This window comes from Ancylobacter vacuolatus (assembly GCF_030813595.1).
GTDB lineage: Bacteria > Pseudomonadota > Alphaproteobacteria > Rhizobiales > Xanthobacteraceae > Ancylobacter > Ancylobacter vacuolatus.
Window position 1 is genome coordinate 141,112 of sequence record NZ_JAUSUH010000005.1, and the last position, 21,614, is coordinate 162,725.

Annotated in this window: 18 protein-coding genes and 1 riboswitch; of the genes, 14 read left to right on the top strand and 4 right to left on the bottom strand. The window is 70.1% G+C overall.

The window, feature by feature from the left end; all coding sequences use genetic code 11:
* Window positions 1–95: 95 nt before the first annotated feature.
* From J2S76_RS13100 to cobU, 3 genes are all read right to left on the bottom strand, one after another.
* Window positions 96–320 (bottom strand): NINE protein, encoded by a 225-nt coding sequence (locus J2S76_RS13100; protein WP_018387245.1) that lies wholly within the window; start codon window positions 318–320, stop codon window positions 96–98.
* A 123-nt stretch (window positions 321–443) separates the two neighbouring features.
* Window positions 444–1,064, bottom strand: a complete 621-nt coding sequence (gene cobO, locus J2S76_RS13105) for a cob(I)yrinic acid a,c-diamide adenosyltransferase (protein ID WP_307060890.1) — start codon at window positions 1,062–1,064, stop codon at window positions 444–446.
* Window positions 1,061–1,576: a bifunctional adenosylcobinamide kinase/adenosylcobinamide-phosphate guanylyltransferase gene (cobU, locus tag J2S76_RS13110; protein ID WP_307060891.1), complete on the bottom strand. Its 516-nt coding sequence runs from the start codon at window positions 1,574–1,576 to the stop codon at window positions 1,061–1,063. Before cobU ends, cobO begins: the two co-directional genes overlap by 4 nt.
* A 138-nt stretch (window positions 1,577–1,714) precedes the next feature.
* A riboswitch (cobalamin riboswitch) is annotated at window positions 1,715–1,922 on the top strand.
* Between the two features lie 116 nt (window positions 1,923–2,038).
* On the opposite strand from cobU, the gene cobW reads away from it, so the two are divergent.
* From cobW to J2S76_RS13140, 6 genes are all read left to right on the top strand, one after another.
* On the top strand, window positions 2,039–3,106 hold the full coding sequence (cobW, locus tag J2S76_RS13115) for a cobalamin biosynthesis protein CobW (RefSeq protein WP_307060892.1): 1,068 nt from the start codon (window positions 2,039–2,041) through the stop codon (window positions 3,104–3,106).
* 124 nt (window positions 3,107–3,230) lie between these two features.
* Window positions 3,231–6,728: a cobaltochelatase subunit CobN gene (gene cobN, locus J2S76_RS13120; protein ID WP_307060893.1), complete on the top strand. Its 3,498-nt coding sequence runs from the start codon at window positions 3,231–3,233 to the stop codon at window positions 6,726–6,728.
* Window positions 6,725–7,939, top strand: a complete 1,215-nt coding sequence (gene cobG / locus J2S76_RS13125) for a precorrin-3B synthase (RefSeq protein WP_307060894.1) — start codon at window positions 6,725–6,727, stop codon at window positions 7,937–7,939. The genes cobN and cobG overlap by 4 nt, the downstream gene beginning before the upstream one ends.
* Window positions 7,940–8,575 carry a precorrin-8X methylmutase gene (locus J2S76_RS13130; RefSeq protein ID WP_307060895.1) on the top strand — a complete coding sequence of 212 codons (636 nt, stop codon included), beginning with the start codon at window positions 7,940–7,942 and terminating at the stop codon, window positions 8,573–8,575.
* Window positions 8,572–9,306 (top strand): precorrin-2 C(20)-methyltransferase, encoded by a 735-nt coding sequence (locus J2S76_RS13135; RefSeq protein ID WP_307060896.1) that lies wholly within the window; start codon window positions 8,572–8,574, stop codon window positions 9,304–9,306. The genes J2S76_RS13130 and J2S76_RS13135 overlap by 4 nt, the downstream gene beginning before the upstream one ends.
* Window positions 9,306–10,067 carry a precorrin-3B C(17)-methyltransferase gene (locus tag J2S76_RS13140; RefSeq protein ID WP_307060897.1) on the top strand — a complete coding sequence of 254 codons (762 nt, stop codon included), beginning with the start codon at window positions 9,306–9,308 and terminating at the stop codon, window positions 10,065–10,067. Before J2S76_RS13135 ends, J2S76_RS13140 begins: the two co-directional genes overlap by 1 nt.
* Before the next feature lie 116 nt (window positions 10,068–10,183).
* On the opposite strand, the gene J2S76_RS13145 is transcribed toward J2S76_RS13140, so the two are convergent.
* Window positions 10,184–10,966, bottom strand: coding sequence for a cobalt-precorrin-6A reductase (locus tag J2S76_RS13145; RefSeq protein ID WP_307060898.1), 783 nt, complete (start codon window positions 10,964–10,966; stop codon window positions 10,184–10,186).
* On the opposite strand from J2S76_RS13145, the gene cbiE reads away from it, so the two are divergent.
* From cbiE to glgC, 8 genes are all read left to right on the top strand, one after another.
* A complete protein-coding gene (cbiE, locus tag J2S76_RS13150; protein ID WP_307060899.1) occupies window positions 10,965–12,245 on the top strand; it encodes a precorrin-6y C5,15-methyltransferase (decarboxylating) subunit CbiE in 1,281 nt (426 codons plus the stop codon). The two genes, J2S76_RS13145 and cbiE, sit on opposite strands and share 2 nt — an antisense overlap.
* A complete protein-coding gene (locus J2S76_RS13155) occupies window positions 12,242–12,640 on the top strand; it encodes a cobalamin biosynthesis protein (protein ID WP_018387234.1) in 399 nt (132 codons plus the stop codon). The genes cbiE and J2S76_RS13155 overlap by 4 nt, the downstream gene beginning before the upstream one ends.
* Window positions 12,637–13,395, top strand: coding sequence for a precorrin-4 C(11)-methyltransferase (cobM, locus tag J2S76_RS13160; protein ID WP_307060900.1), 759 nt, complete (start codon window positions 12,637–12,639; stop codon window positions 13,393–13,395). The genes J2S76_RS13155 and cobM overlap by 4 nt, the downstream gene beginning before the upstream one ends.
* A 136-nt stretch (window positions 13,396–13,531) precedes the next feature.
* Complete coding sequence (locus J2S76_RS13165) at window positions 13,532–14,866, top strand: cobyrinic acid a,c-diamide synthase CobB (RefSeq protein ID WP_307060901.1); 1,335 nt, start codon at window positions 13,532–13,534, stop codon at window positions 14,864–14,866.
* A complete protein-coding gene (locus J2S76_RS13170) occupies window positions 14,863–15,240 on the top strand; it encodes a DUF423 domain-containing protein (protein WP_018387231.1) in 378 nt (125 codons plus the stop codon). Before J2S76_RS13165 ends, J2S76_RS13170 begins: the two co-directional genes overlap by 4 nt.
* Window positions 15,241–15,334: 94 nt before the next feature.
* A complete protein-coding gene (locus J2S76_RS13175) occupies window positions 15,335–17,836 on the top strand; it encodes a glycogen/starch/alpha-glucan phosphorylase (protein WP_307060902.1) in 2,502 nt (833 codons plus the stop codon).
* A gap of 242 nt (window positions 17,837–18,078) precedes the next feature.
* On the top strand, window positions 18,079–20,319 hold the full coding sequence (gene glgB / locus J2S76_RS13180) for a 1,4-alpha-glucan branching protein GlgB (RefSeq protein WP_307061159.1): 2,241 nt from the start codon (window positions 18,079–18,081) through the stop codon (window positions 20,317–20,319).
* 15 nt (window positions 20,320–20,334) lie between these two features.
* Window positions 20,335–21,603 carry a glucose-1-phosphate adenylyltransferase gene (gene glgC / locus J2S76_RS13185; RefSeq protein WP_307060903.1) on the top strand — a complete coding sequence of 423 codons (1,269 nt, stop codon included), beginning with the start codon at window positions 20,335–20,337 and terminating at the stop codon, window positions 21,601–21,603.
* Window positions 21,604–21,614: the final 11 nt, after the last annotated feature.

Here is a 21,614-nt window from a genome sequence, read left to right on the forward strand (position 1 = left end):
GCGCGGGCCACCTCTCCCCAGCGGGGAGAGGGCAGGAAGGCCCGCATAAGCCGTGGATCCCCGGGTCAAGCCCGGGGATGACGGCGTGCCCGGCCTCAGCCGCGCCGGGCTTCCAGATAGTCGACGCGGCGCTCCAGATTGGCTTCGCGCACCATGCCGGGAATGAGGAACAGATCGATGATCTGCCCGATGCCAAGCAGGCCGAGGGTCAGCAGCCATAGGGCGCCGGTCCAGTAGCGGCCGGTATAGAAACGCTGGATGCCGCACACGCCGATCAGGCCGAAGCACCAGAACAGGTAGGCGATGGGGGTGGAACGCATCGAAGCGTTTCTCCATGAAAGCACTACGCCGCAACACTCGGCGCTGTGTATGAGATAGGAATGTCGCAGCACAATTGCGAGATCGCCGCTGCCAAATTCTTGCAGCGTCTTGTGACGGGCGCATCAAAACTCGATGCCCTTCTGCGCCTTCACACCGGCTTTGAAATGGTGCTTGACGAGGCCCATCTCGGTGACGAGATCGGCGGCCTCGATCAGCTCAGCCTTGGCGTTGCGGCCGGTGACGACGATGTGTAGCCCCGCGCGGCGGGCGCTGAGCGCCGCGACGACCTCGGGCAACGGGAGATAGTCGTAGCGCAGGGCGATGTTCAGCTCGTCGAGGATGAGCAGGCCGATGGCGGGGTCGTCCATCATCTCCCGCACCTTGTCCCACGCGCGGCGGGCGGCCGCGATGTCGCGGGCGAGGTCCTGCGTCTCCCAGGTGAAGCCCTCGCCCATGGAGTGCCACTCGACGCGCGGGCCGAAACTCTCCAGCGCGCGGCGCTCGCCCGATTCCCAGGCGCCCTTGATGAACTGCACCACGCCGACCTTGGCCCCGTCCGGCTGGCCGAGGGTGCGCAGAGCGAGGCCGAAGGCGGCGGTGGATTTGCCCTTGCCGGGGCCGGTATGGACGATGAGCAGGCCCTTCTCGACGGATTTTTCCGCCACTTCCGCGTCCTGCACCGCCTTGCGCTTTTCCATCTTGGCGCGGTGGCGGGCGGCGTCCTCGGGCGAGATCTCGGTCATCGGGCGCTTCCTTTCACGAACAGCGGCAGGCCGGCGACCATGAAGATCACGCTGTCGGCACGGGCGGCCACAGTCTGGTTGAGCCGGCCCTGCGCGTCGCGGAAACGGCGGGCCAGTGCGTTGTCGGGCACGATGCCGAGCCCGACCTCATTCGACACCACGACCACCGGCCCTTCATGGGCCGCCAGCGCCTCCACCAGCGCGGCGCATTCAGTGGCGAGGTCGGCCTCCGCCAGCATCCGGTTGCTGAGCCAGAGGGTGAGGCAGTCCACCAGCACCGGCCGGCCGGGCGGCAGCGCTTTCAGCGTTGCGGCAAGCTCGTGCGGGGCGTCCAGCGTCTGCCAGCCCGCGCCGCGCCGGGCACGGTGCAGGGCGATGCGCTCTTCCATTTCGCTGTCCCAGGCCTGCGCGGTGGCGATGTAGCTCCAGGGCGGGGAAAAGCCTGAGATGAGCCCTTCGGCATAAGCGCTCTTGCCGGAGCGGGCGCCGCCGAGGACGAGGGTCAGCGCCATGGAGCGGGGGCCGGGGCAAAGCGGGGCGTCATCGTCGTCGGCTCCTGTCGTCGGCTGCGGGCGAGCGGCGGACTATAGCCGGGGCGCACCGCCGGGCAACCGGCGCCGTCCGGTTTGACTTTGCCGGCCAAGCCTCCTTAAGTGGCCGCGACCGTCGGTTTCCTCCCGCCAGGGAGGGACGAAGAGGGAATGCGGTGCGGGGCGCTTTCAGGCCCCCAATTCCGCGGCTGCCCCCGCAACTGTGAGCGGCGAGCCTCAGCCGGAAGCCACTGGAGACCTCTCCGGGAAGGCGGCGACGAGGCAGCGACCCGCGAGCCAGGAGACCTGCCGGTGGTCCGGTCGTGCGTGCCGGCGGGGTGCCCGGCAGACAGGCAGAGCCGTGCTGAGGCGCGCGGCTTCGCGCGGAAGCTCCTTTCCGCGACCGACGCATCCCGCGATTCCTGAGCTTCGTGGAGATGCCGCATGTCCGTCGCCGATTCCCGCCCCGCCGCCCTCGACCGGGTTCCCTGCACCATCGTCACCGGCTTTCTCGGCTCGGGAAAGACGACGCTGATCCGTCATGTGCTGGAGAATGCGCGCGGCAAAAGGCTGGCGGTGATCGTCAACGAGTTCGGCGATGTCGGCATCGATGGCGAGATCCTGAAGGGCTGCGGCGTCGACTCCTGCCCGGAAGAGAACATCGTCGAACTCGCCAATGGCTGCATCTGCTGCACCGTGGCGGATGATTTCGTGCCGGCGCTCGACGCCATTCTCGCGCTTGAGCCGAAGGTCGACCACATCCTGATCGAGACCTCCGGCCTCGCTTTGCCCAAGCCGCTGGTGCAGGCCTTCCACTGGCCGGCGATCAAGAGCCGGGTGACGGTGGACGGGGTGGTGGCGGTGGTGGATGGCGAGGCGCTGGCGTCGGGCCGCGTCGCCCATGACCATGACGCGCTCGCCGCCCAGCGCGCGGCCGATGACAGCCTCGACCATGACGACCCGATCGAGGAAGTGTTCGACGACCAGATCGCCTGCGCCGACCTCGTGCTCCTCACCAAGGCCGACCTGATCAATGAGGCCGGACAGGCGAAGGCCCGCGCCGCGCTCGACGCCGAGCTGCCCAAGGGCGTGCGGGTGGTGAGCGTCACCGACGGGCGGATCGACCCGGCAATCCTGATGGGCCTCGGCGTCGGCACCGAGAACGACATCGAGAACCGCAAGACGCATCACGATGACGAGCTCGACCACGACCATGACGATTTCGACAGCTTCGTCGTCGAGGTGCCTGAAATCACCGACCCGGCCGAGTTCGCGGCGCGGGTGGCGCGGGCGGCGGACGAGGCGGATGTGCTGCGGGTGAAGGGGTTCTTGCCGGTCGCCGGCAAGTCGATGCGGCTTCTGGTGCAGGCGGTGGGCCCGCGCGTGGCGCATCATTTCGACCGGCCCTGGGGCACGGGCGCGCGCACCGGCCGCCTTGTCGCCATCGGGCTGAAGGGGCTGGACCGGGCCAAGGTGGAAGCGATCCTCGCCGGGGAGAGCGTGGCGGCGTGAGCCTTCCGTCATCCCGGACGGCCGCGAGGCCGATCCGGGATCGCCGGCCGGTATGAACGGCAACCGATCCCGGCTCTGCGCTGCGCTTCGGCCGGGATGACGACTTCAGGAGACGCGCCACCCCATGCACATCCTCACCACCACCTCCTCCAGCCTCGACGATCTGGTCGAGCCGGTCGATCTCGGCCAGACGCCGGGCGAGGTGGTGATCGTCTCCTTTGCCGACAGCGATCTCGGCGCGCTGGCGCGGGCGCAGGAGGCGATGGCGCAGGAGGTGGGGGCGCAGGAGGTGGGGGCGCAGCAGGCCGGGCTGCCCAGCCTGCGCCTCGCTAATCTGCGCGATCTCCGGCACCCGATGTCGGTCGATCTGTGGATCGACAAGGTGGGGACCCGAGCCCGCATCGTGGTGGTGCGGCTGCTCGGCGGGCTCGACTGGTGGCGCTATGGCGTCGACCGGCTCAGCGCCGAGGCGCGCGCGCGCGGTTTCACCCTCGCCGTGCTGCCGGGCGAGGACCGCGACGATCCGCGCCTTGCCGAGGCCTCGACCCTTGACGAGGCCGAACTCGCCGTGCTGCTCGGCTATTTCCGCGCCGGCGGGCCGGCGAATATGGCCGCGCTGCTGCGGGTTCTCGCCATCCATGCGGGGCGGGCAATGGCCGCCCCGCCCGCGCCGCAGAACCTGCCGCTGGCGGGGTTTTATGAGGGGGATGGTGCTTCCCCCTCATCCAACCCTCTCCCCGACGGGGAGAGGGCTTTTGCCAGCTTCCCCCCGCCGTTTTCTTCGCCCTCTCCCCGGCGGGGAGAGGGTCGGGGTGAGGGGCCTTCTGCTGCCGCCATCCCCGTCATTTTCTACCGCTCCATGGCGCTGGCGGGGGATACCGCGCCGGTCGACGCGCTGTGCGCCGCACTTCGCGCGCGCGGGCTCGACCCCCGGCCGATCTATGTTGCCAGCCTGAAGGAGCCGACCTCCATCGCCTTTCTTAAGGCGGCGCTGGCGGAGATGGCGCCGGCGGCGATCCTCACGCTCACCGCCTTCGCCGCCGCCGATCCCGGCGAGGATACCGTGCTCGACGCGCCCGGCGTGCCGGTGCTGCAGGCGATTGTCGCCACCACCAAGCGCGCCGCCTGGGTGGAGGGCGTGCGCGGCCTGACCAGCGCCGATCTCGCCATGCATGTGGTGCTGCCCGAACTCGACGGGCGGGTGCTGGCCGGGGCGCTCTCCTTCAAGGCGCCGCAGGAAACCCCCGCCGTGCCCGGCTTCGCCGCGCTGGTGAACCGTCCCGAGCCGGACAGGGTGGCGCAGGTGGCCGACCGCGTCGCTAGCCTGGTGCGGCTGCGGGCGACCCCGCGCGGGGAGCGGCGGATCACCGTGCTGATGCCGGACTATGCCGGCGCCCCCGGCCGCACCGGCTGGGCGGTGGGTCTCGACGTGCCGGCGAGCGTGCGGGCGCTGCTGGCGGACCTGCAGGCCGCCGGCTACGCGGTGGACGGGGTACCGGCGGATGAGAAGGCGCTGGTGGCGGCGGTGAGGGGCGGGCGCTTCGCGCGGCACGACGGGGAGAGGGATGGGGTGAGGGGTACTTTGCCCTCCGCACCCCTCCTCCCCCTCACCCAACCCTCTCCCCGGCGGGGAGAGGGCTTTGCGTGGCACGACGGCGGTCTCTCCCTTGCCGCCTATCGCGCCCATCTCGCCACGCTGCCGCCCGAGGCGGCGGCGGCCGTCGAGGCCGCCTGGGGGCCGCCGGAGGACGACCCGGACCTGATCGACGCTGCCTTCCATTTCCGCGCCGCCCGCTTCGGCCACGTCACTGTCGCCCTGGCGCCGGAGCGGGGCTCGGTGGCCGAGCGGCGGGCGCAGTATCACGACCCGGCGCTGCCGCCGCGCCATGGGCTGCTGGCCTTCGGCCTGTGGCTGCAACATTCCGCCGACGCCCTCGTCCATATGGGCGCGCATGGCACGCTGGAATGGCTGCCGGGCAAGCATGTGGCGCTCACCCGCGCCTGCTTCCCCGAAGCCGTGCTCGGCGCCCTGCCGGTGGCCTATCCGTTCATTGTCTCCAATCCCGGCGAGGCGGCGCAGGCCAAGCGGCGGATCGCGGCGGTGACGCTTGGCCATCTGCCGCCGCCGACGCAGGAGGCCGGCCTCGCCGGCGAGGCCGCCGCGCTGGAGCGGCTGGTGGATGAATATGCGCAGGCCGACGGGCTCGACCGCCGCCGCCGCGAACGCCTCGCCCGGCTGATCGTGGAGGAGGCGACCCGCACCGGCTTTGCCCGCGACGCCGGGCTGGAGACGGGCGCCGACCCCGAGGAGGCCCTCAAGCAGATCGACGCCTTTCTCTGCGACATCAAGGAGATGCGGCTGAAGGACGGTTTTCACGTCTATGGCCGCGGCCCCTGCGGCGAGGCGGAGCGCGACGGGCTGCTGGCGGCGCTGGACGCTCGCCGCGTGCCCGCCGGGCCGGCCGGTGCGCCGGGGCGCGGGCGGACCGACGTGATGCCGACCGGGCGGAACCTGTTCACCAGCGACCCCCGCGCTTTGCCGACCGCGACCGCGATGGATCTCGGCCGGCTGGCGGCCGACGAGATCGTGCGCGCCTATGCGCAGGCGCATGGCGACTGGCCGCGGGCGCTGGTGCTCGACCTCTGGGGCAGCGCGACGCTGCGCACCGGCGGCGAGGAAATCGCGCAAGGGCTGGCGCTGATCGGCGCACGGCCGGTGTGGGACCCGGGCTCGGGCCGCGTCACCGGCATCGAGGTGCTGCCGCCGGCCGTGCTGGGGCGTCCGCGCGTCGATGTCACCTTCCGCATCTCAGGGCTGTTCCGCGACCTGTTCCCGGCGCAGATCGCGCTCATCGACGCCGCGCTGCGGGCGGTGGCGCGGCGCGAGGAGAGCGACGAGGAAAACCCGCTGCGCGCGGCGGGCGAAGGGGCGGCGCGCATTTTCGGCACCGCGCCGGGGGCCTATGGCGCCGGGCTGGAACGTGGGGGCGACGGGGTGGAGCGGGAGGCGCTGGGCGCGGCCTATCTTGCCAGCGCCTCGCATGCCTATGGCGGGGCGGAAGGCGCGGCGCGGCCGGAGGAGGGTTTCGCGGCGCGGGTGGCGGCGGCGGACCTCCTGGTGCATGGCGCCGACGATCCCGGCCGTGACCTGCTGGAGGGCGATGCCGACCTCGCCTTTATCGGCGGCTTCGCGGCGGCGGCGGAACGGCTCGGCCGCCTGCCGGACCTCGTTGTGCTCGACACCTCCGACCCCGCCCGGCCCAAGGCGCGTCCGTTGGAGGCGGCGCTGGCCCGCATCGTGCGCGGGCGGGCGAACCCGCGCTATGTCGACGGCCTCACCCGCCACGGCCCGCGCGGGGCGGCGGAAATCGCCGAGACGGTGGACCGGCTGATCGGCTTCGCCGAGGCGACGCGGGCGGTGCCCGGCCATCTGATCGACGCGCTGCACACCGCCTATGTCGGCGATGCCAATGTGCGCGCCTTCCTGATCGAGGCCTCGCCCGAGGCGGCGGCCTTCATCGCCGCCCGTTTTGAGGGCGCGCGCGACAAGGGGCTCTGGCACCCGCGCCGCAACGATGTGGGGGCCGACCTCGCCCAGCTTTCCGGGGAGGCGGCGGAATGAGCGCGATTCCCGGTCAAGATCTTGCCTCCCTGCGGCGCGGCGCCTGTCCGAGCCTGCCGGAACCGATGCAGACCGGCGACGGGCTGCTGGCGCGGCTGCAGCCGCTGGCGCCGCTGACGCTGGACCAGCTCGCCGGGCTGGCGCGGCTCGCGGCCGATCGCGGCAATGGCATCATCGAGGTGACGGCGCGCGGCAAGCTGCAGCTGCGGGGCTTGAGTGCGCAGACGGCGCCGGGCCTTGCCGAAGCGGTGGCGGCGCTCGGCATCGACGTGCCGCAGGGTTTTCCGGTGGAGGTGAGCGCGCTGGCGGGGCTCGACCCAAGCATGCGCTTCGACCCGCGCCCGCTGGCGCGGGCGATCGGCGACGGCGCCGCGCCGCTGGTGCCGCATCTGGCACCGAAGGCGTCGGTCGTGGTCGATGGCGGCGGGCTGTTCCGGCTCGGCGGGCTGAAGGCGGATATCGGTCTGACGGCCGGCAGCGGGGCGGCGGTGCGCGTCGCGCTTGCCGGAAAGGCGTGCGGCGAGGTGGACGCGAAACACGCGGCGGCGGTGGTTATCGCGCTGCTGGAGCGGTTGGCGGCGCGGGGAGACAGCGCGCGCATGGCGGAGCTTGTGGCGGTGGAGGGCATCGCCACTCTTCGCGCCGAATTCGGCCTCGCCCCGCCCCTCGCCGCGTCGGGGGAGGGCGTCGACCCGGTGGGGCTGCACCCGCTCAGCGACGGAAGTGTCGCGCTCGGCATCGGCCTTGCCTTCGGGCAGATCCGGGCGGTGGTGCTGGGCGAACTGGTCGCGGCGGCCGGCCGGGCCGGGGTGGCCCGTGTCGAACCGGCCGCCGGGCGGGCGCTGCTGCTGGTCGGGCCAGCGCCCGAGGCGGCGGCGGAGTTGCGCGAGGTGGCGGCCGGGCTCGGCCTGCTCACTGACCCCAAAGATCCGCGCCGGCGGGTCTATGCCTGCGCCGGGCAGCCGGCCTGCGCCTCGGCGCGGCTCGACACCCATGCCCTCGCGGCGACGCTGGTACCGCTGCTCGACGGGCGCGATCTCCATGTTTCCGGCTGCCCGAAGGGCTGCGCGCACCCTTCAAAAGCGGCGCTGACCATCGTGGGGCTGGACGAAGGGGCGGGTCTCGTGGTCGAAGGCACGCCGCGCGATGTGCCCGCCCGCATCGTGCCTCCCGCGCAGCTGCGCGAGACATTGCAGAAGGATCTGGCCTGAGTGTCCACCCCGTTCGAGTATGAGCGCGACGGCAATGCGATCTATCAGCGCTCCTTCGCCATCATCCGCGAAGAGGCCGAGCTTGGCCGCTTCACGCCTGATGAGGCGGATGTGGCGGTGCGGATGATCCATGCCTGCGGGCTGGTGGAAGCCGCCTTCGCCATCGATTTCGCCCCTGATCTGGTGCGGGCCGCCCGCAACGCGCTCAAGGCCGGCGCACCGATCCTGTGCGACGCGCAGATGGTGGCGCATGGCGTCACCCGCGCCCGGCTGCCGGCGCATAACGAGGTGATCTGTACCCTGCGCGAGCCCGACGTGGCCGATCTCGCCGAGCGGCTCGGCACCACCCGCTCCGCCGCCGCGCTGGAGCTGTGGCGCGACCATATGGAAGGCGCTGTCATCGCTATCGGCAACGCGCCGACCGCGCTGTTCCGCCTCATGGAAATGCTCGATGCCGGCGCGCCGAAGCCGGCGGCGATTCTCGGCATTCCCGTGGGCTTTGTTGGCGCGGCCGAATCCAAGGACGCGCTGGCGCTGGGCGAGCATGGCGTGCCGTGGCTGGTGGTGCGCGGCCGGTTAGGGGGCAGCGCCATGACGGCGGCGGCGGTGAACGCGCTGGCGAGGCCGGGCCTATGAGCGAGACGTCGCAGGGGCGGCTGATCGGCGTCGGCGTCGGGCCGGGCGACCCGGAATTGATCACACTCAAGGCGGTGCGGGCGCTTTCGCAGGCGGATGTGGTCGCCTATTTCGCCAAGCTCGGCAATGGCAGCCATGCCCGCGCCATCGCCCATCCGCATTTCCGCGTGGGGGCGGAAGAACTCCCGCTCGGCTACCCCGTGACCACGGAAATGCCGAAGGACGAGGCGCCCTATCGCACGGCGATTACCGGCTTCTATGAGGAGGCCGCGCAGGCGGTGGCGGCGCATCTGGAGGCGGGGCGCACGGTGGCGGTGCTCTCCGAGGGCGACCCGCTGTTCTACGGCTCCTACATGCACCTGCATGTGCGGCTGGCCCATCGCTATCCCACGGAAGTCATTGCCGGCGTCACCGGCATGTCCGGCTGCTGGTCGCAGGCGGGAACGCCGATCGCGCAGGGCGATGATGTGCTGAGCGTTCTGCCGGGCACCCTCAATGAGGCGGAACTCGCGCGCCGGCTGCAGGGCACGGATGCGGCCGTCATCATGAAGGTGGGGCGCAATTTGCCGAAGATCCGCCGCGCGCTGGCGGTTGCCGGACGGCTGGAGCGGGCGCTCTATGTTGAGCGCGGCACGATGACGGGCAGCCTGTGCGAAAGGCTGGAGACCCGCGGGGATGGCCCCGCGCCCTATTTCGCCATCGTGCTGGTGCCGGGCTGGGAGACGCGCTGATGGGCAAGGGCAAACTGTTCATCGTCGGCCTCGGGCCGGGCGAGGCGCGCTATCTCACCCCGGAGGCGAGCGAGGCGCTGGCACAAGCCGAGGCGCTTTATGGCTACCAGCCCTATCTGGAGCGGGTGCCGGTGCGTGTGGGACAGGCGCGCAACCCTTCCGACAATCGCGAGGAACTGACCCGCGCCGGCGCAGCGCTGGCCCATGCCGCCGCCGGCGCGACGGTGGCGATGGTCTCGGGCGGCGATCCCGGCGTGTTCGCCATGGCGGCGGCGGTGATCGAGGCGATCGAGGCGGGGCCTGCGGAATGGCGGGCGCTCGATCTCGTCATCGTGCCGGGAATCACCGCCATGCTGGCGGTGGCAGCCAAATGCGGCGCGCCGCTGGGGCATGATTTCTGCGCCATCTCGCTCTCGGACAATCTCAAGCCCTGGGAGGTGATCGAGAAGCGGCTGCGGCTCGCCGCGCAGGCGGGCTTCGCCATGGCCTTCTACAACCCGGTGTCGAAAGCCCGCCCGCACCAGCTCGACACCGCCTTCGACATTCTGCGCGCCGAACTGCCGGCCAGCGTGCCTGTCATCTTCGGCCGCGCGGTGGGGCGGCCGGACGAGCGGATGCGGGTGGTGCCGCTGGCGAATGCGCGCGGGCACATGGCCGACATGGCGACCTGCATCATCGTCGGCTCGCCGGAGACGCGGCTGGTCGAGCGTCCCGGCCTGCCGGCGCTGGTCTACACGCCGCGCCGCGCCGGGGACGACTGATGCGGGCGGCGGAAGGCACTCCCTCTCCCCGGCGGGGAGAGGGCTGGGGTGAGGGCGATGGCCGGCCCTTGCCCGCAGGCGCCCCTCACCTAACCCTCTCCCCGACGGGGAGAGGGCTAAAGAGCGCGGCCGAATTTCTTCAGCCAGGCCAGCACCTCGCCGACACTCGCCACCGTCTCGACCGGCGGGCGGGGCGGGCGGGCGACCATCACCACCTCGATCCCCAGCGCGCGGGCGGCCGCGATCTTGCCATAGGTCGCTTCCCCGCCGCTGTTCTTCGACAGGATCGCGTCGATGCGGTGGGCGGTGAGCAAAGCGTGCTCGTCTTCCTCCGCGAAGGGGCCACGCGCCTCGATATAGCGGGCCTGCGGAACGGCGAGCGGCGGCTCCACCGGATCGATGCTGCGCACGAGATAATGGTGCTGCGGGGCGGCCTCCAGCGCGCGCACCTCGTTGCGGCCGAGCGCCACCAGTACCCGGCGCGGGGCGGGGCCGAGCTTTTCCACCGCTTCTGGAATGTCGGCAACCTCGCTCCAGATATCGCCCGGCTGGCGCGGCCATTCCGGCCGCAGCAGGGCGAGCAGCGGCACGCCGGCGCGGCGGGCGGCCTGCGCGGCATTGTGCGACATGGTGGCGGCGAAGGGGTGGGTGGCGTCGATCAGCGCGTCGATGCGCTCGGCCTTGAGATGGGCTTCGAGACCTTCCACGCCGCCGAAGCCGCCCGAGCGGGTGGGGGCGTCCGAGGGGAGCGGGTTGCGCGTGCGCCCGGCAAGGGACAGGCTGAGCGCGAATCCCCCGCGCGCCTGCAACGCCGTGGCGAGTTCGCGGGCCTCAGCGGTGCCGCCAAGGATGAGCAGGCGCGGGGCGCCGGCCTCCCGGCTCTTATCGGACGCATTCATGCCCGGCAGTGAAACCATCGTCTCGACCGCGTCAACTGCCGAGCCCGCCCTCGTCGATGGCGGCCGCTGGCTCACCCTTGTCGGCATCGGCGAGGACGGGCTCGATGGCCTTTCCCCCGCCGCGCGGTCGGCGGTGGAGGCGGCTTCGGTCGTGTTCGGCGGCGCGCGGCATCTGGCGCTGGCCGGCGATGCGGTAAAGGGCGAGGCGCGGGCCTGGCCGACCCCGTTTGCGCGCGGCATCGAGCAGGTGCTGGCGTTGCGTGGGCGGAATGTGTGCGTGCTCGCCTCGGGCGACCCGTTCCTGCATGGCGTCGGCGCCACGCTGGCGCGGCAGGTGCCGGCGGGCGAGATGCGCGCCTTCCCCGCCCCGTCCGCCTTCAGCCTCGCCTGCGCCCGGCTCGGCTGGCCGCTGGCGGAGACGGGGTGCCTCACCGTGCATGGTCGTTCGCTCGATCTGGTGCGGGCGCATCTGCATCCCGGCCGGCGGCTGCTGGTGCTGACCTCCGACGGCGCCGGGCCGGGCGAGATCGCGCGCCTGCTGGCGGAAAGCGGCTTTGGTGGCTCGACACTCTCGGTGCTGGAGGCGCTGGGCGGCCCGCGCGCGCGGGTGCGCCGCGCCCCGGCCGAGGGCTTCCCGCTCGCCGATATCGACCCGCTGAACCTTGTCGCCATCGAGGTGGCGGCGGGGGAGGGCGCGCGCATCCTTGCCCGCGCGCCGGGCCTGCCGGACGAGCTGTTCGAGCATGATGGCCAGCTGACCAAGCGCGAGATCCGCGCGGTGACGCTTTCCGCCCTCGCGCCCCGCCGGGGCGAATTGCTGTGGGACATCGGCGCCGGAGCCGGTTCGATCGGCATTGAATGGATGCTGGCCGACCCCTCGCTCACCGCCATCGGCATCGAGGAACGGCCGGAGCGGGCGGCGCGGGCGCGGCGCAATGCCGACGCGCTCGGCGTGCCGGGGCTGGAGATCGTCGAGGGAAGGGCGCCCGAAGCGCTTTCCGGCCTGCCGGCGCCGGACGCGATCTTTGTCGGCGGCGGCGCGGGCGAGCCCGGCGTGCTGGAGGCGGCGCTCGAAGCGCTCAGGCCCGGCGGCCGTCTGGTGGTCAATGCGGTGACACTGGAAACCGAAGCGCTGCTGATCGCCCGCCATGCGGCGCTGGGCGGGGCGCTTGTCCGCCTTTCCGTCGCCCGTGCGGTGCCGGTGGGCGGGCTCACCGGCTGGCGGCCGGCGATGCCGGTGACGCAATGGAGCTGGACCAAGCCGGGGGCCGTCTCATGATCGTCGCCGGCATCGGCAGCCGACGCGGCGTTACCGCCGAGGAGGTCTGCGCCGCGCTGCGCGGGGCGATGGAGCGCCATGGCGTGAAGCTGTGCGACATTTCGCTGATGGCGACCCCGGCGGCGAAGGGCAGCGAGGCCGGCATCATCAAGGCGGCGCTCGATCTCGGCCTGCTGCTCGTCATGGTGCCGCAGCGCCAGCTGGAGGCGGCGGGCACGCGGGCGATGACCCATTCCGAACGCGTGGTGGCGCTGATGGGCGTGCCCTCGGTCGCCGAGGCCTCGGCGCTGGCGGTGGCGGGGCGACGCTCGGCGCTGATCGGCCCGCGCTACGTGTTAGGACCGGTGACCTGCGCCTTCGCGCGGGAAGCGGAGAAGGAGGCGCAGACATCGTGACCGTGCATTTCATCGGCGCCGGGCCGGGCGCGGCGGATCTGATGACGCTGCGCGGGCGCGACCTCATCGCCCGCTGCCGGGTCTGCCTCTATGCCGGCTCGATCGTGCCGCCTGACGTGCTCGGCTGGTGCCCGGCGGGGGCGCGCCTCATTGACACCGCGCCGCTGTCGCTGGACGAGATCGAGGCGGAGTTCGTCGCGGCGCAGGCGGCGGGGCAGGATGTGGCGCGGCTGCACTCCGGCGACCTGTCGATCTATTCGGCGGTGGCCGAGCAGATCCGGCGGCTGGAGAAACACGGGATTGCCTATACGCTCACCCCCGGCGTGCCGGCCTTCGCCGCCGCCAGCGCGGTGCTGGGGCGCGAACTCACCGTGCCGGGACTGGCGCAGAGCCTCATTATCACCCGCGTCTCCGGCCGCGCCTCGGCGATGCCGGCGGGCGAGACGCTTTCCACCTTCGGCGCCACCGGGGCGACGCTGGCCATCCACCTCGCCATCCATGCGCTGGAACAGGTGGTGACGGAACTGGCGCCGCTGTACGGCGCGGACTGCCCGGTGGCTGTCGTGGTGGAGGCGAGCCGGCCGACCGAGCGGGTCATTCGCGGCACGCTGGATGACATCGTCGCGAAGGTTGCCGCCGAGCCGGTGGAGCGCACGGCGCTCATTCTGGTGGGCAAGGCGCTGGCGCCAGCGGATTTTCGCGAGAGCGCGCTCTATGACGCCGGATATCAGCGGCGGTTCAGGGGGCGGGAATGAGGGCACGCCGGATGAACATCCTTCGAGGCTCGGGCACAGCCCGAGCACCTCAGGATGACGTAGCTCTTTCAGATCGCCGTCATCCTGAGGTGCGAGCGCAGCGAGCCTCGAAGGATGCCAATACCGAGCGTCGCCCATGACCGCCCGCGCCTTCATCATCGCCGCGCCGCGCTCGGGCTCGGGCAAGACCACGGTGACGCTCGGCGTCGCGGCGGCGCTGCGGGCGCGCGGGGTGCGGGTGCGGGCGGCCAAGTCCGGCCCGGACTATATCGACCCCGCCTTCCACGCCGCCGCCACCGGCCTGCCGGGACTGAACCTCGACAGCTTCGCCATGCCGCCCGCTCTCATCGACGCGCTGGCGGCGGAGGCGGGGGCGGGGGCGGAACTTGTGCTCATCGAGGCGTCGATGGGCCTGTTCGACGGCATTGAGGGCGAGGCCGGGCGCAGCGGCGCCGCGGCCGATCTCGCCGCCCGGCTCGGCCTGCCTGTGGTGCTGGTGCTCGACATTTCAGGCCAGTCGCAATCGGCCGCCGCCGTGGTGCGGGGATTCGCCACGCATGACCCGCGCGTGCGGATCGCCGGCGTCATCCTCAACCAGGTGGCCAGCGAGCGGCACCGCCTGCAGGCGAGTGCCGCCATTGCTAGCCTGGGCATCCAGATATTGGGCAGCCTGCCGCGCGATGGGGCGGTGCGCCTGCCAGAGCGGCATCTCGGCCTGGTGCAGGCGGGCGAACACCCCGCGCTGGCCGCGCAGCTCGCGGCGCTGGCGGAACGGGCGGAAGCGCATATCGACCTCGACGCGCTCCGTGTGCTGGGGGCGCCGCTGCCCGCTTCCGGCCCGGCGCCGGTGGCGCTGGCGCCGCCCGGCCAGAGGATCGCGCTGGCGCAGGATGTGGCGTTTTCCTTCGCCTATGAGCATCTCGTGGCCGGCTGGCGGCGGGCCGGGGCGGAGATCCTGCCCTTCTCGCCGCTGGCCGATGAGGCGCCGGACGCGACGGCCGATGCCTGCTGGCTGCCCGGCGGCTATCCCGAACTGCATGGGGAAAGGCTGGCGCAAGCCTCCCGCTTTCTCGATGGGGTGCGCCATTTCGCCCAGACGCGGCCGGTGCATGGCGAATGCGGGGGCTTCATGGTGCTGGGCCAGTCGATCGCTGATTCCGAGGGACGCGAGCACGCCATGCTCGGCCTGCTCGGCCATGCCACCAGCTTTGCCAAGCGCCGGCTCAATCTCGGCTACCGAAGGGCGGTGACGCTTCATGCCTCGCCGCTCGGGCCGGTGGGGACAAGGCTGCGCGGCCACGAGTTCCATTATGCCAGCGTCACACAAGCGGGCGACGATGCGCCGCTGGTCGCGCTGAGCGATGGTCAAGGTAAAGGGATGGGCGATGCGGGACGCCGCCGGGGGCGGGTCTCGGGAACCTTCTTCCATGTCATCGCCACGGACGGCCAGCCAAGCGGAGCAGAGCCATGAATGCCTTTCGCCGACTTCTGGTGTTTCTCGCCGGCCTGATGGGCGCGGCCGGCGTGGCGGCGGCGGCGGCGGGCGCACACCTGACCGCGGAGCCAAATTTGACCACGGCCGCCACCTTCCTCATGCTGGGGGCGAGCGCCGTGGTGGGAGGCTGCGCGTTGGCGGTGGTGCGCGGGCCGGGCTGGTCCTTCGCCAGCGTCGGGGCCGGCATCATCGCGCTGGGCACGGTGCTGTTCAGCGGTGCGCTGGCGCTGCGGGCGCTCTGGGACATCGTGGTATTTCCTATGGCCGCGCCGATCGGCGGGACTATGCTCATCCTCGGATGGCTGGTGCTCGCCCTGGCCGCCATTGAGCGGGAACCCCGCGCCGGTTGAGTTGGCCAAAAGGTTGCATCCGGCACAGGTGAGATCAGGCGGCGCTTCCGCCCCACAGGGGGAAGGAAAGCCGCAACGGGAGCATAAGCTGCACATGTCAGTCGAGGTTGAAGAGAAGATGCTGGACACGCCGGAGAACTCCGCCCGCCCGATTTCCGCGCAGGGCGACGAGGTCGCCAAGTTCCGTGCCGCGGTTATCTCCAAGCTCACCTATGCGGTGGGCAAGAACCCGGCCGCCGCGAGCGATCGCGACTGGTTCCTCGCCACCGCCTTCGCCACCCGCGACCGCATCGTCGACCGCTGGATCACCTCCACCCGCCAGACCTATTCGGAAGGGCGCAAGCGGGTCTATTACCTCTCGCTGGAATTCCTCATCGGCCGGCTGCTGTTCGACGCGCTGACCAATATCGAGATGCTGGAGACGGCGCGCTCGGCGCTGGGCGATCTCGGCGTCGATCTCGACCGGCTGCGGCAGGTGGAGCCGGACGCGGCGCTGGGCAATGGCGGCCTCGGCCGGCTCGCCGCCTGCTTCATGGACAGCATGGCGACGCTGTCCATCGCCGCCTATGGCTACGGCATCCGCTATGAGAACGGCCTGTTCCGCCAGATGATCAAGAATGGCTGGCAGCAGGAATATCCCGAGGACTGGCTGTCCTTCGGCAATCCCTGGGAGTTCGAGCGGCCCGAGGTCTATTACGACATCGGCTTCGGCGGCTCGGTCGAGGCGATCGCCATCGGCGCCGACCGCAAGAAGCAGGTCTGGCATCCCGCCGAGACGGTGGAGGCGGTGGCCTATGACACGCCGATCGTCGGCTGGCGCGGACGGCATGTGAACACGCTGCGCCTGTGGTCGGCCCGCGCCGCCGACCCGATCCGGCTCGACGCCTTCAACCAGGGCGACCATGTCGGCGCGCTGGTCAACCAGGTGAAGGCCGAGGCGATCTCCAAGGTGCTCTATCCCTCCGACGCCACCCCGGCTGGGCAGGAGCTGCGGCTGCGGCAGGAATATTTCTTCACCGCCGCCTCGCTGCACGATTTGATCCGCCGCCATGTCGACAGCTTCGGCGATGTGCGCTCGCTGCCGGACAAGGTGGCGATCCAGCTCAACGACACCCACCCCGCCATCGCGGTGGCCGAATTGATGCGGGTGCTGGTCGACGAGAATGACATCGAGTGGGACGAGGCGTTCGACATCACGGTGCGGACCATCTCCTACACCAACCACACGCTGCTGCCGGAGGCGCTGGAGACCTGGCCGGTGCCGCTGATGGAGCGGGTGCTGCCGCGCCACATGCAGATCATCTACCAGCTCAACGCCAAGCATCTGGAGCGGGTGCGCACGGAATTCCCCGGCGACGACGCGCTGCTCGGCTCGGTGTCGCTGATCCAGGAAGACCATGGAAGGCGGGTGCGGATGGGCAATCTCGCCTTCCTCGGCTCGCACTCGATCAACGGCGTGGCGGCGCTGCACAGCGACCTGATGACCACTACGGTGTTCAAGGATTTCTACCGCCTGTTCCCCGAGCGGATGAACAACAAGACCAACGGCATCACCTTCCGCCGCTGGCTCTACCAGGCCAATCCGGGCCTCACCAACCTGCTGGTGGATGTGTGCGGGCCGGGCGTGCTGGACGACTATTCCCAGCTCACCAAGCTGGAAGCCCTGGCGGGGGATTCCGCGCTGCAGGACCGCTTCATGGCGATGCGGCGGCAGAACAAGGTGGCGCTGGCCCGGCTCATCCGCGACCGGCTCGACATCAAGGTCAATCCCGGCGCGCTGTTCGACGTGCAGATCAAGCGCATCCACGAGTACAAGCGCCAGCTGCTGAACGTGCTGGAGACCATCGCCCTTTATGACGCGATGCGCGCCAACCCGGCCAAGAACTGGGCGCCGCGGGTGAAGATCTTCTCCGGCAAGGCGGCGGCCAGCTACCAGATGGCCAAGCTGATCATCAAGCTGGCCAACGACGTGGCCAAGGTGGTCAATGACGATCCCACGGTCCGCGACCTGCTGAAGGTGGTGTTCCTGCCCAACTACAATGTCAGCCTCGCCGAGGTGGTGATCCCGGCGGCGGACCTCTCCGAGCAGATCTCCACCGCCGGCATGGAAGCCTCCGGCACCGGCAACATGAAGATGGCGCTCAACGGCGCGCTGACCATCGGCACGCTTGACGGCGCCAATGTCGAGATCAAGCAGCATGTCGGCGACGACAACATCTTCATCTTCGGCCTGACCGCCGCCGAGGTCGAGGCGCGCCGCGCCTCCGGCGTCGACGAGGCCGAGTCGATCCGCAATTCGCACCATCTGGGCGAAGTGCTGGATGCGGTCGGCTCCGGCGTCTATTCGCCTGACGAGCCGGACCGCTTCAAGCCGCTGGTCGACGCGCTGCGCTACCACGACTACTTCCTGGTCACGACCGATTTCGACGCCTATTGGGACGCCCAGCGCAAGGTCGATGCGCGCTGGAACAACCGGTCGGCGTGGTGGAAGTCGAGCATCCTCAACACCGCCAATATGGGCTGGTTCTCCTCCGACCGGACCATTTCCGAATACGCCAAGGACATCTGGAACGTGCCGGTGCGGACGATCCGCTGAGCGAGCTTCCCTAGACGAACGCCGCCGGCCTCACCGCCGGCGGCGCCTGCCCCGTGCCGGGCGGCGGGCGGGCGCGGCCGATCGCGCGCGTGTCCGCCGCCGCTCCTGCCGCCGGTAGCACGGCGTTTACCTGATGCCGCGTTATGTGGCTGCGACGTGTGGACTTTGTGTTGGCGGTAGAGGAACCTTCACTGCGCACGGGGCTTGTCCCCGGTGTTTCGGCTCAGGAAGGGTTGGCAGTGATGCATCCGTGGCAGGCGCCCGAACGGGAGGTCGACGCTCTCGTCGCAGGCCGCCATCACGACCCGTTTTCCCTGCTGGGGCCGCACGAATCGCCGCAAGGACTGGTTGTGCGCGCTTTCGTGCCGCATGCGCAGACGCTGGAGGCCATCGAGCCTGACGGCACGGCGATCGCCTCCCTGAAGCTTCGCAACGCCGCCGGCTTCTTCGAGGGGCTGGTGCCCGGCCGCCCGGCCTGGGCACGCTATCGCCTGCGTGCCCGCAATGCGGGTGGGGAATGGCTGCTCGACGACCCCTATTCCTTCCCGCCCGTGCTCGGCCCGCTCGACGACCATCTGCTGGTCGAGGGCACCCACCGCACGCTCTATGAGCGGCTCGGCGCCCATCCCGATTCGCATGAGGGGATCGACGGCGTGCGCTTCGCCGTCTGGGCGCCGAATGCGGCGCGGGTGTCGGTGGTGGGCGATTTCAACACATGGGACGGGCGCCGCCACCAGATGCGCAAGCGCGTCGACAGCGGGCTGTGGGAGATTTTCGCGCCCGGCGTCGGCGAGGGCACGATCTACAAATACGAGATCGTTGCCGCCGATGGCCGGCTGCTGCCGCTGAAGGCGGACCCGTTCGGCTTCGCCGGCGAGTTCCGCCCGGCCACCGGCTCGATCGTGGCGCGCACCGATACATTCGCCTGGAGCGACGCCGACCATATCGCCGCCCGTGCCGAGGGCGAGGCGCGCCGCAAGCCGATGAGCACCTATGAGGTGCATCTGGGCTCCTGGCGGCGCGGCGAGGAAAACCGCTTCCTCACCTATGACGAACTGGCCGACCAGCTGATCCCCTATGTGCAGTGGATGGGCTTTACCCATATCGAATTGCTGCCGATTTCCGAGCACCCGCTGGACGCCTCCTGGGGCTACCAGCCGATCGGGCTGTTTGCCCCCACCAGCCGCTTCGGCGATCCGGCCGGCTTTGCCCGCTTCGTCGACAGGGCGCATGCGGCGGGGCTGTCGGTGATTCTCGACTGGGTGCCGGCGCATTTCCCCACCGACATTCACGGCCTGTCGCATTTCGACGGCGGGCCGCTCTACGAGCATTCCGACCCGCAGCGCGGCTTCCACCCGGACTGGAATACGGCGATCTACGACTTCGGCCGGCGGGAGGTGGCCAATATGCTGATCGCCAACGCGCTGTATTGGCTCGACCGTTTCCATGTCGACGGGCTGCGCGTCGATGCGGTGGCCTCGATGCTTTATCTCGATTATTCGCGCAAGCATGGGGAATGGTCGCCCAACCCCGATGGCTCGAACGACAACAAGGACGCAGTGTCGTTTTTGCGCCGCGCCAACGAGATCATCTATGCCGAGCATCCCGGCACAGTTGTCATCGCCGAGGAATCGACCTCCTGGGCCGGCGTCTCGCAGCCGGTGTTCGCCGGCGGGCTGGGCTTCGGCTTCAAGTGGAACATGGGCTGGATGCACGACACGCTCGACTATCTGTCGACCGAGCCGATCTATCGCCCCTGGCACCACGACAAGGTGACGTTCGGCGTCACCTACGCCTTCTCGGAGAATTTCGTGCTGCCGCTCTCGCATGACGAGGTGGTGCATGGAAAAGGCACCATCCTCACCCGCATGCCGGGCGACGACTGGCAGAAATTCGCCAATATGCGCGCCGGCTACGGGATGATGTGGGCCAATTCCGGCAAGAAGCTGCTGTTCATGGGCCAGGAATTCGCCCAGCGCCGGGAATGGAGCGAGGAGCGCTCGCTCGACTGGCACCTGGTCGGCATGGGCCCGCACCATCGCGGCATGCAGCTGCTCGTGCGCGACCTGAATCTGGTCTATCGCGAGACGCCCGCGCTGCATGCGCGCGACTGCGAGCCGGAGGGCTTCAGCTGGATCGTGGTGGACGATCGCCAGCAATCGGTCTTCGCCTGGGCCCGCTATGGCGACGCCGACGACGCGCCTGTGGTGATGGTGGCGAACCTCACCCCGGTGCCGCGCTCCGACTACCGCGTCGGCCTGCCGCGCGCCGGCCGCTGGCGCGAAATCCTGAACACCGATGCCGCGCTCTATGGCGGCTCGGGGATGGGCAATCTCGGCGAGGTGACGGCGGTCGACGAGCCGGCGCACGGATTGCCGGCCAGCGCCGCCCTTGTGCTGCCGCCGCTCGCCACGCTCTATTTTAAATGGGAACCGGAAAGCCGCGCCGACACGGCCGACCTACCTAAGCAGAACCTGAACTGAGGGAGATGACGCCACATGGCACGGCCGACGATGCAGAATGCCCCACTGGCCCGCTCCGCGATGGCCTATGTTCTTGCCGGTGGCCGTGGCAGCCGCCTGATGGAATTGACCGACCGGCGCGCCAAGCCGGCGGTGTATTTCGGCGGCAAGTCGCGGATCATCGACTTCACGCTCTCCAATGCCATCAATTCCGGCATTCGCCGCATCGGCGTCGCCACCCAGTATCAGGCGCACAGCCTGATCCGGCACATGCAGCGCGGCTGGAACTTCCTGCGCCACGAGCGCAATGAGAGTTTCGACGTGCTGCCGGCCAGCCAGCGCGTCTCGGAGACCATGTGGTATCTGGGAACGGCGGACGCGGTCTATCAGAACCTCGACATCATCGAGGCCTATGACACCCGCCACATCATCATCCTGGCCGGCGACCACGTCTACAAGCAGGACTACGAGATCATGCTCCAGCAGCATGTCGACACCGGCGCCGACGTGACAGTGGGCTGCCTGGAAGTGGCGCGGGAGGAGGCGAGCGCCTTCGGCGTCATGCATGTCGACGAGAAGGACCGCATCATCTCCTTCCTGGAAAAGCCGAAGGACCCGCCCGCCATGCCCGGCCGGCCGGACAAGGCGCTGGCCTCGATGGGCATCTATGTCTTCGAGACCAAGTTCCTGATCGACCAGCTGCGCCGCGACGCCGCCGACCCGCTGTCGACGCATGATTTCGGCAAAGACATCATCCCCTATATCGTCAAGAACGGCCTGGCCTCGGCGCATCATTTCTCGCGCTCCTGCGTGCGCTCCGACCAGGAAACGGCACCCTATTGGCGCGATGTCGGCACGGTGGACGCCTATTGGGAGGCCAATATCGACCTCACCGGCGTCGTCCCCGAACTCGACCTCTACGACCGCGACTGGCCGATCTGGACCTATGCCGAGATCACCCCGCCGGCCAAGTTCGTGCATGACGATGAGGGCCGGCGCGGGCAGGCGATTTCCTCGCTGGTCTCGGGCGGCTGCATCATCTCCGGCTCGTCGCTGCGCCGGGCGCTGCTGTTCACCGGGGTGCGGATCAATTCCTATGGCTCGATCGAGAACGGTGTCATCCTGCCCTATGTCGAGATCGGCCGTTCGGCGCGGCTGAAGAATGTGGTGATCGATTCGCATGTCCGCATTCCCGAGGGTCTGGTGGTCGGCGAGGACCCGGAGGTGGATGCCAAGCGCTTCCGGCGGACGGAAAAGGGCATCTGCCTCATCACCCAGACCATGATCGACAAGCTCGCGCTGTAAGGCGCGGGCGA

Coding starts and splice junctions, on each gene's coding strand:
- J2S76_RS13175 (WP_307060902.1), top strand. CDS start 15,335: ATGTCAGTCGAGGTTGAAGAGAAGATGCTGGACACGCCGGAGAACTCC.
- cobG (WP_307060894.1), top strand. CDS start 6,725: ATGAGCGCGATTCCCGGTCAAGATCTTGCCTCCCTGCGGCGCGGCGCC.
- J2S76_RS13100 (WP_018387245.1), bottom strand. CDS start 320: ATGCGTTCCACCCCCATCGCCTACCTGTTCTGGTGCTTCGGCCTGATC.
- glgC (WP_307060903.1), top strand. CDS start 20,335: ATGGCACGGCCGACGATGCAGAATGCCCCACTGGCCCGCTCCGCGATG.
- cobO (WP_307060890.1), bottom strand. CDS start 1,064: ATGACCGAGATCTCGCCCGAGGACGCCGCCCGCCACCGCGCCAAGATG.
- cbiE (WP_307060899.1), top strand. CDS start 10,965: ATGCCCGGCAGTGAAACCATCGTCTCGACCGCGTCAACTGCCGAGCCC.
- glgB (WP_307061159.1), top strand. CDS start 18,079: ATGCATCCGTGGCAGGCGCCCGAACGGGAGGTCGACGCTCTCGTCGCA.
- J2S76_RS13165 (WP_307060901.1), top strand. CDS start 13,532: ATGACCGCCCGCGCCTTCATCATCGCCGCGCCGCGCTCGGGCTCGGGC.
- J2S76_RS13155 (WP_018387234.1), top strand. CDS start 12,242: ATGATCGTCGCCGGCATCGGCAGCCGACGCGGCGTTACCGCCGAGGAG.
- cobU (WP_307060891.1), bottom strand. CDS start 1,576: ATGGCGCTGACCCTCGTCCTCGGCGGCGCCCGCTCCGGCAAGAGCGCT.
- cobW (WP_307060892.1), top strand. CDS start 2,039: ATGTCCGTCGCCGATTCCCGCCCCGCCGCCCTCGACCGGGTTCCCTGC.
- cobN (WP_307060893.1), top strand. CDS start 3,231: ATGCACATCCTCACCACCACCTCCTCCAGCCTCGACGATCTGGTCGAG.
- J2S76_RS13135 (WP_307060896.1), top strand. CDS start 8,572: ATGAGCGAGACGTCGCAGGGGCGGCTGATCGGCGTCGGCGTCGGGCCG.
- J2S76_RS13170 (WP_018387231.1), top strand. CDS start 14,863: ATGAATGCCTTTCGCCGACTTCTGGTGTTTCTCGCCGGCCTGATGGGC.
- J2S76_RS13145 (WP_307060898.1), bottom strand. CDS start 10,966: ATGAATGCGTCCGATAAGAGCCGGGAGGCCGGCGCCCCGCGCCTGCTC.
- J2S76_RS13140 (WP_307060897.1), top strand. CDS start 9,306: ATGGGCAAGGGCAAACTGTTCATCGTCGGCCTCGGGCCGGGCGAGGCG.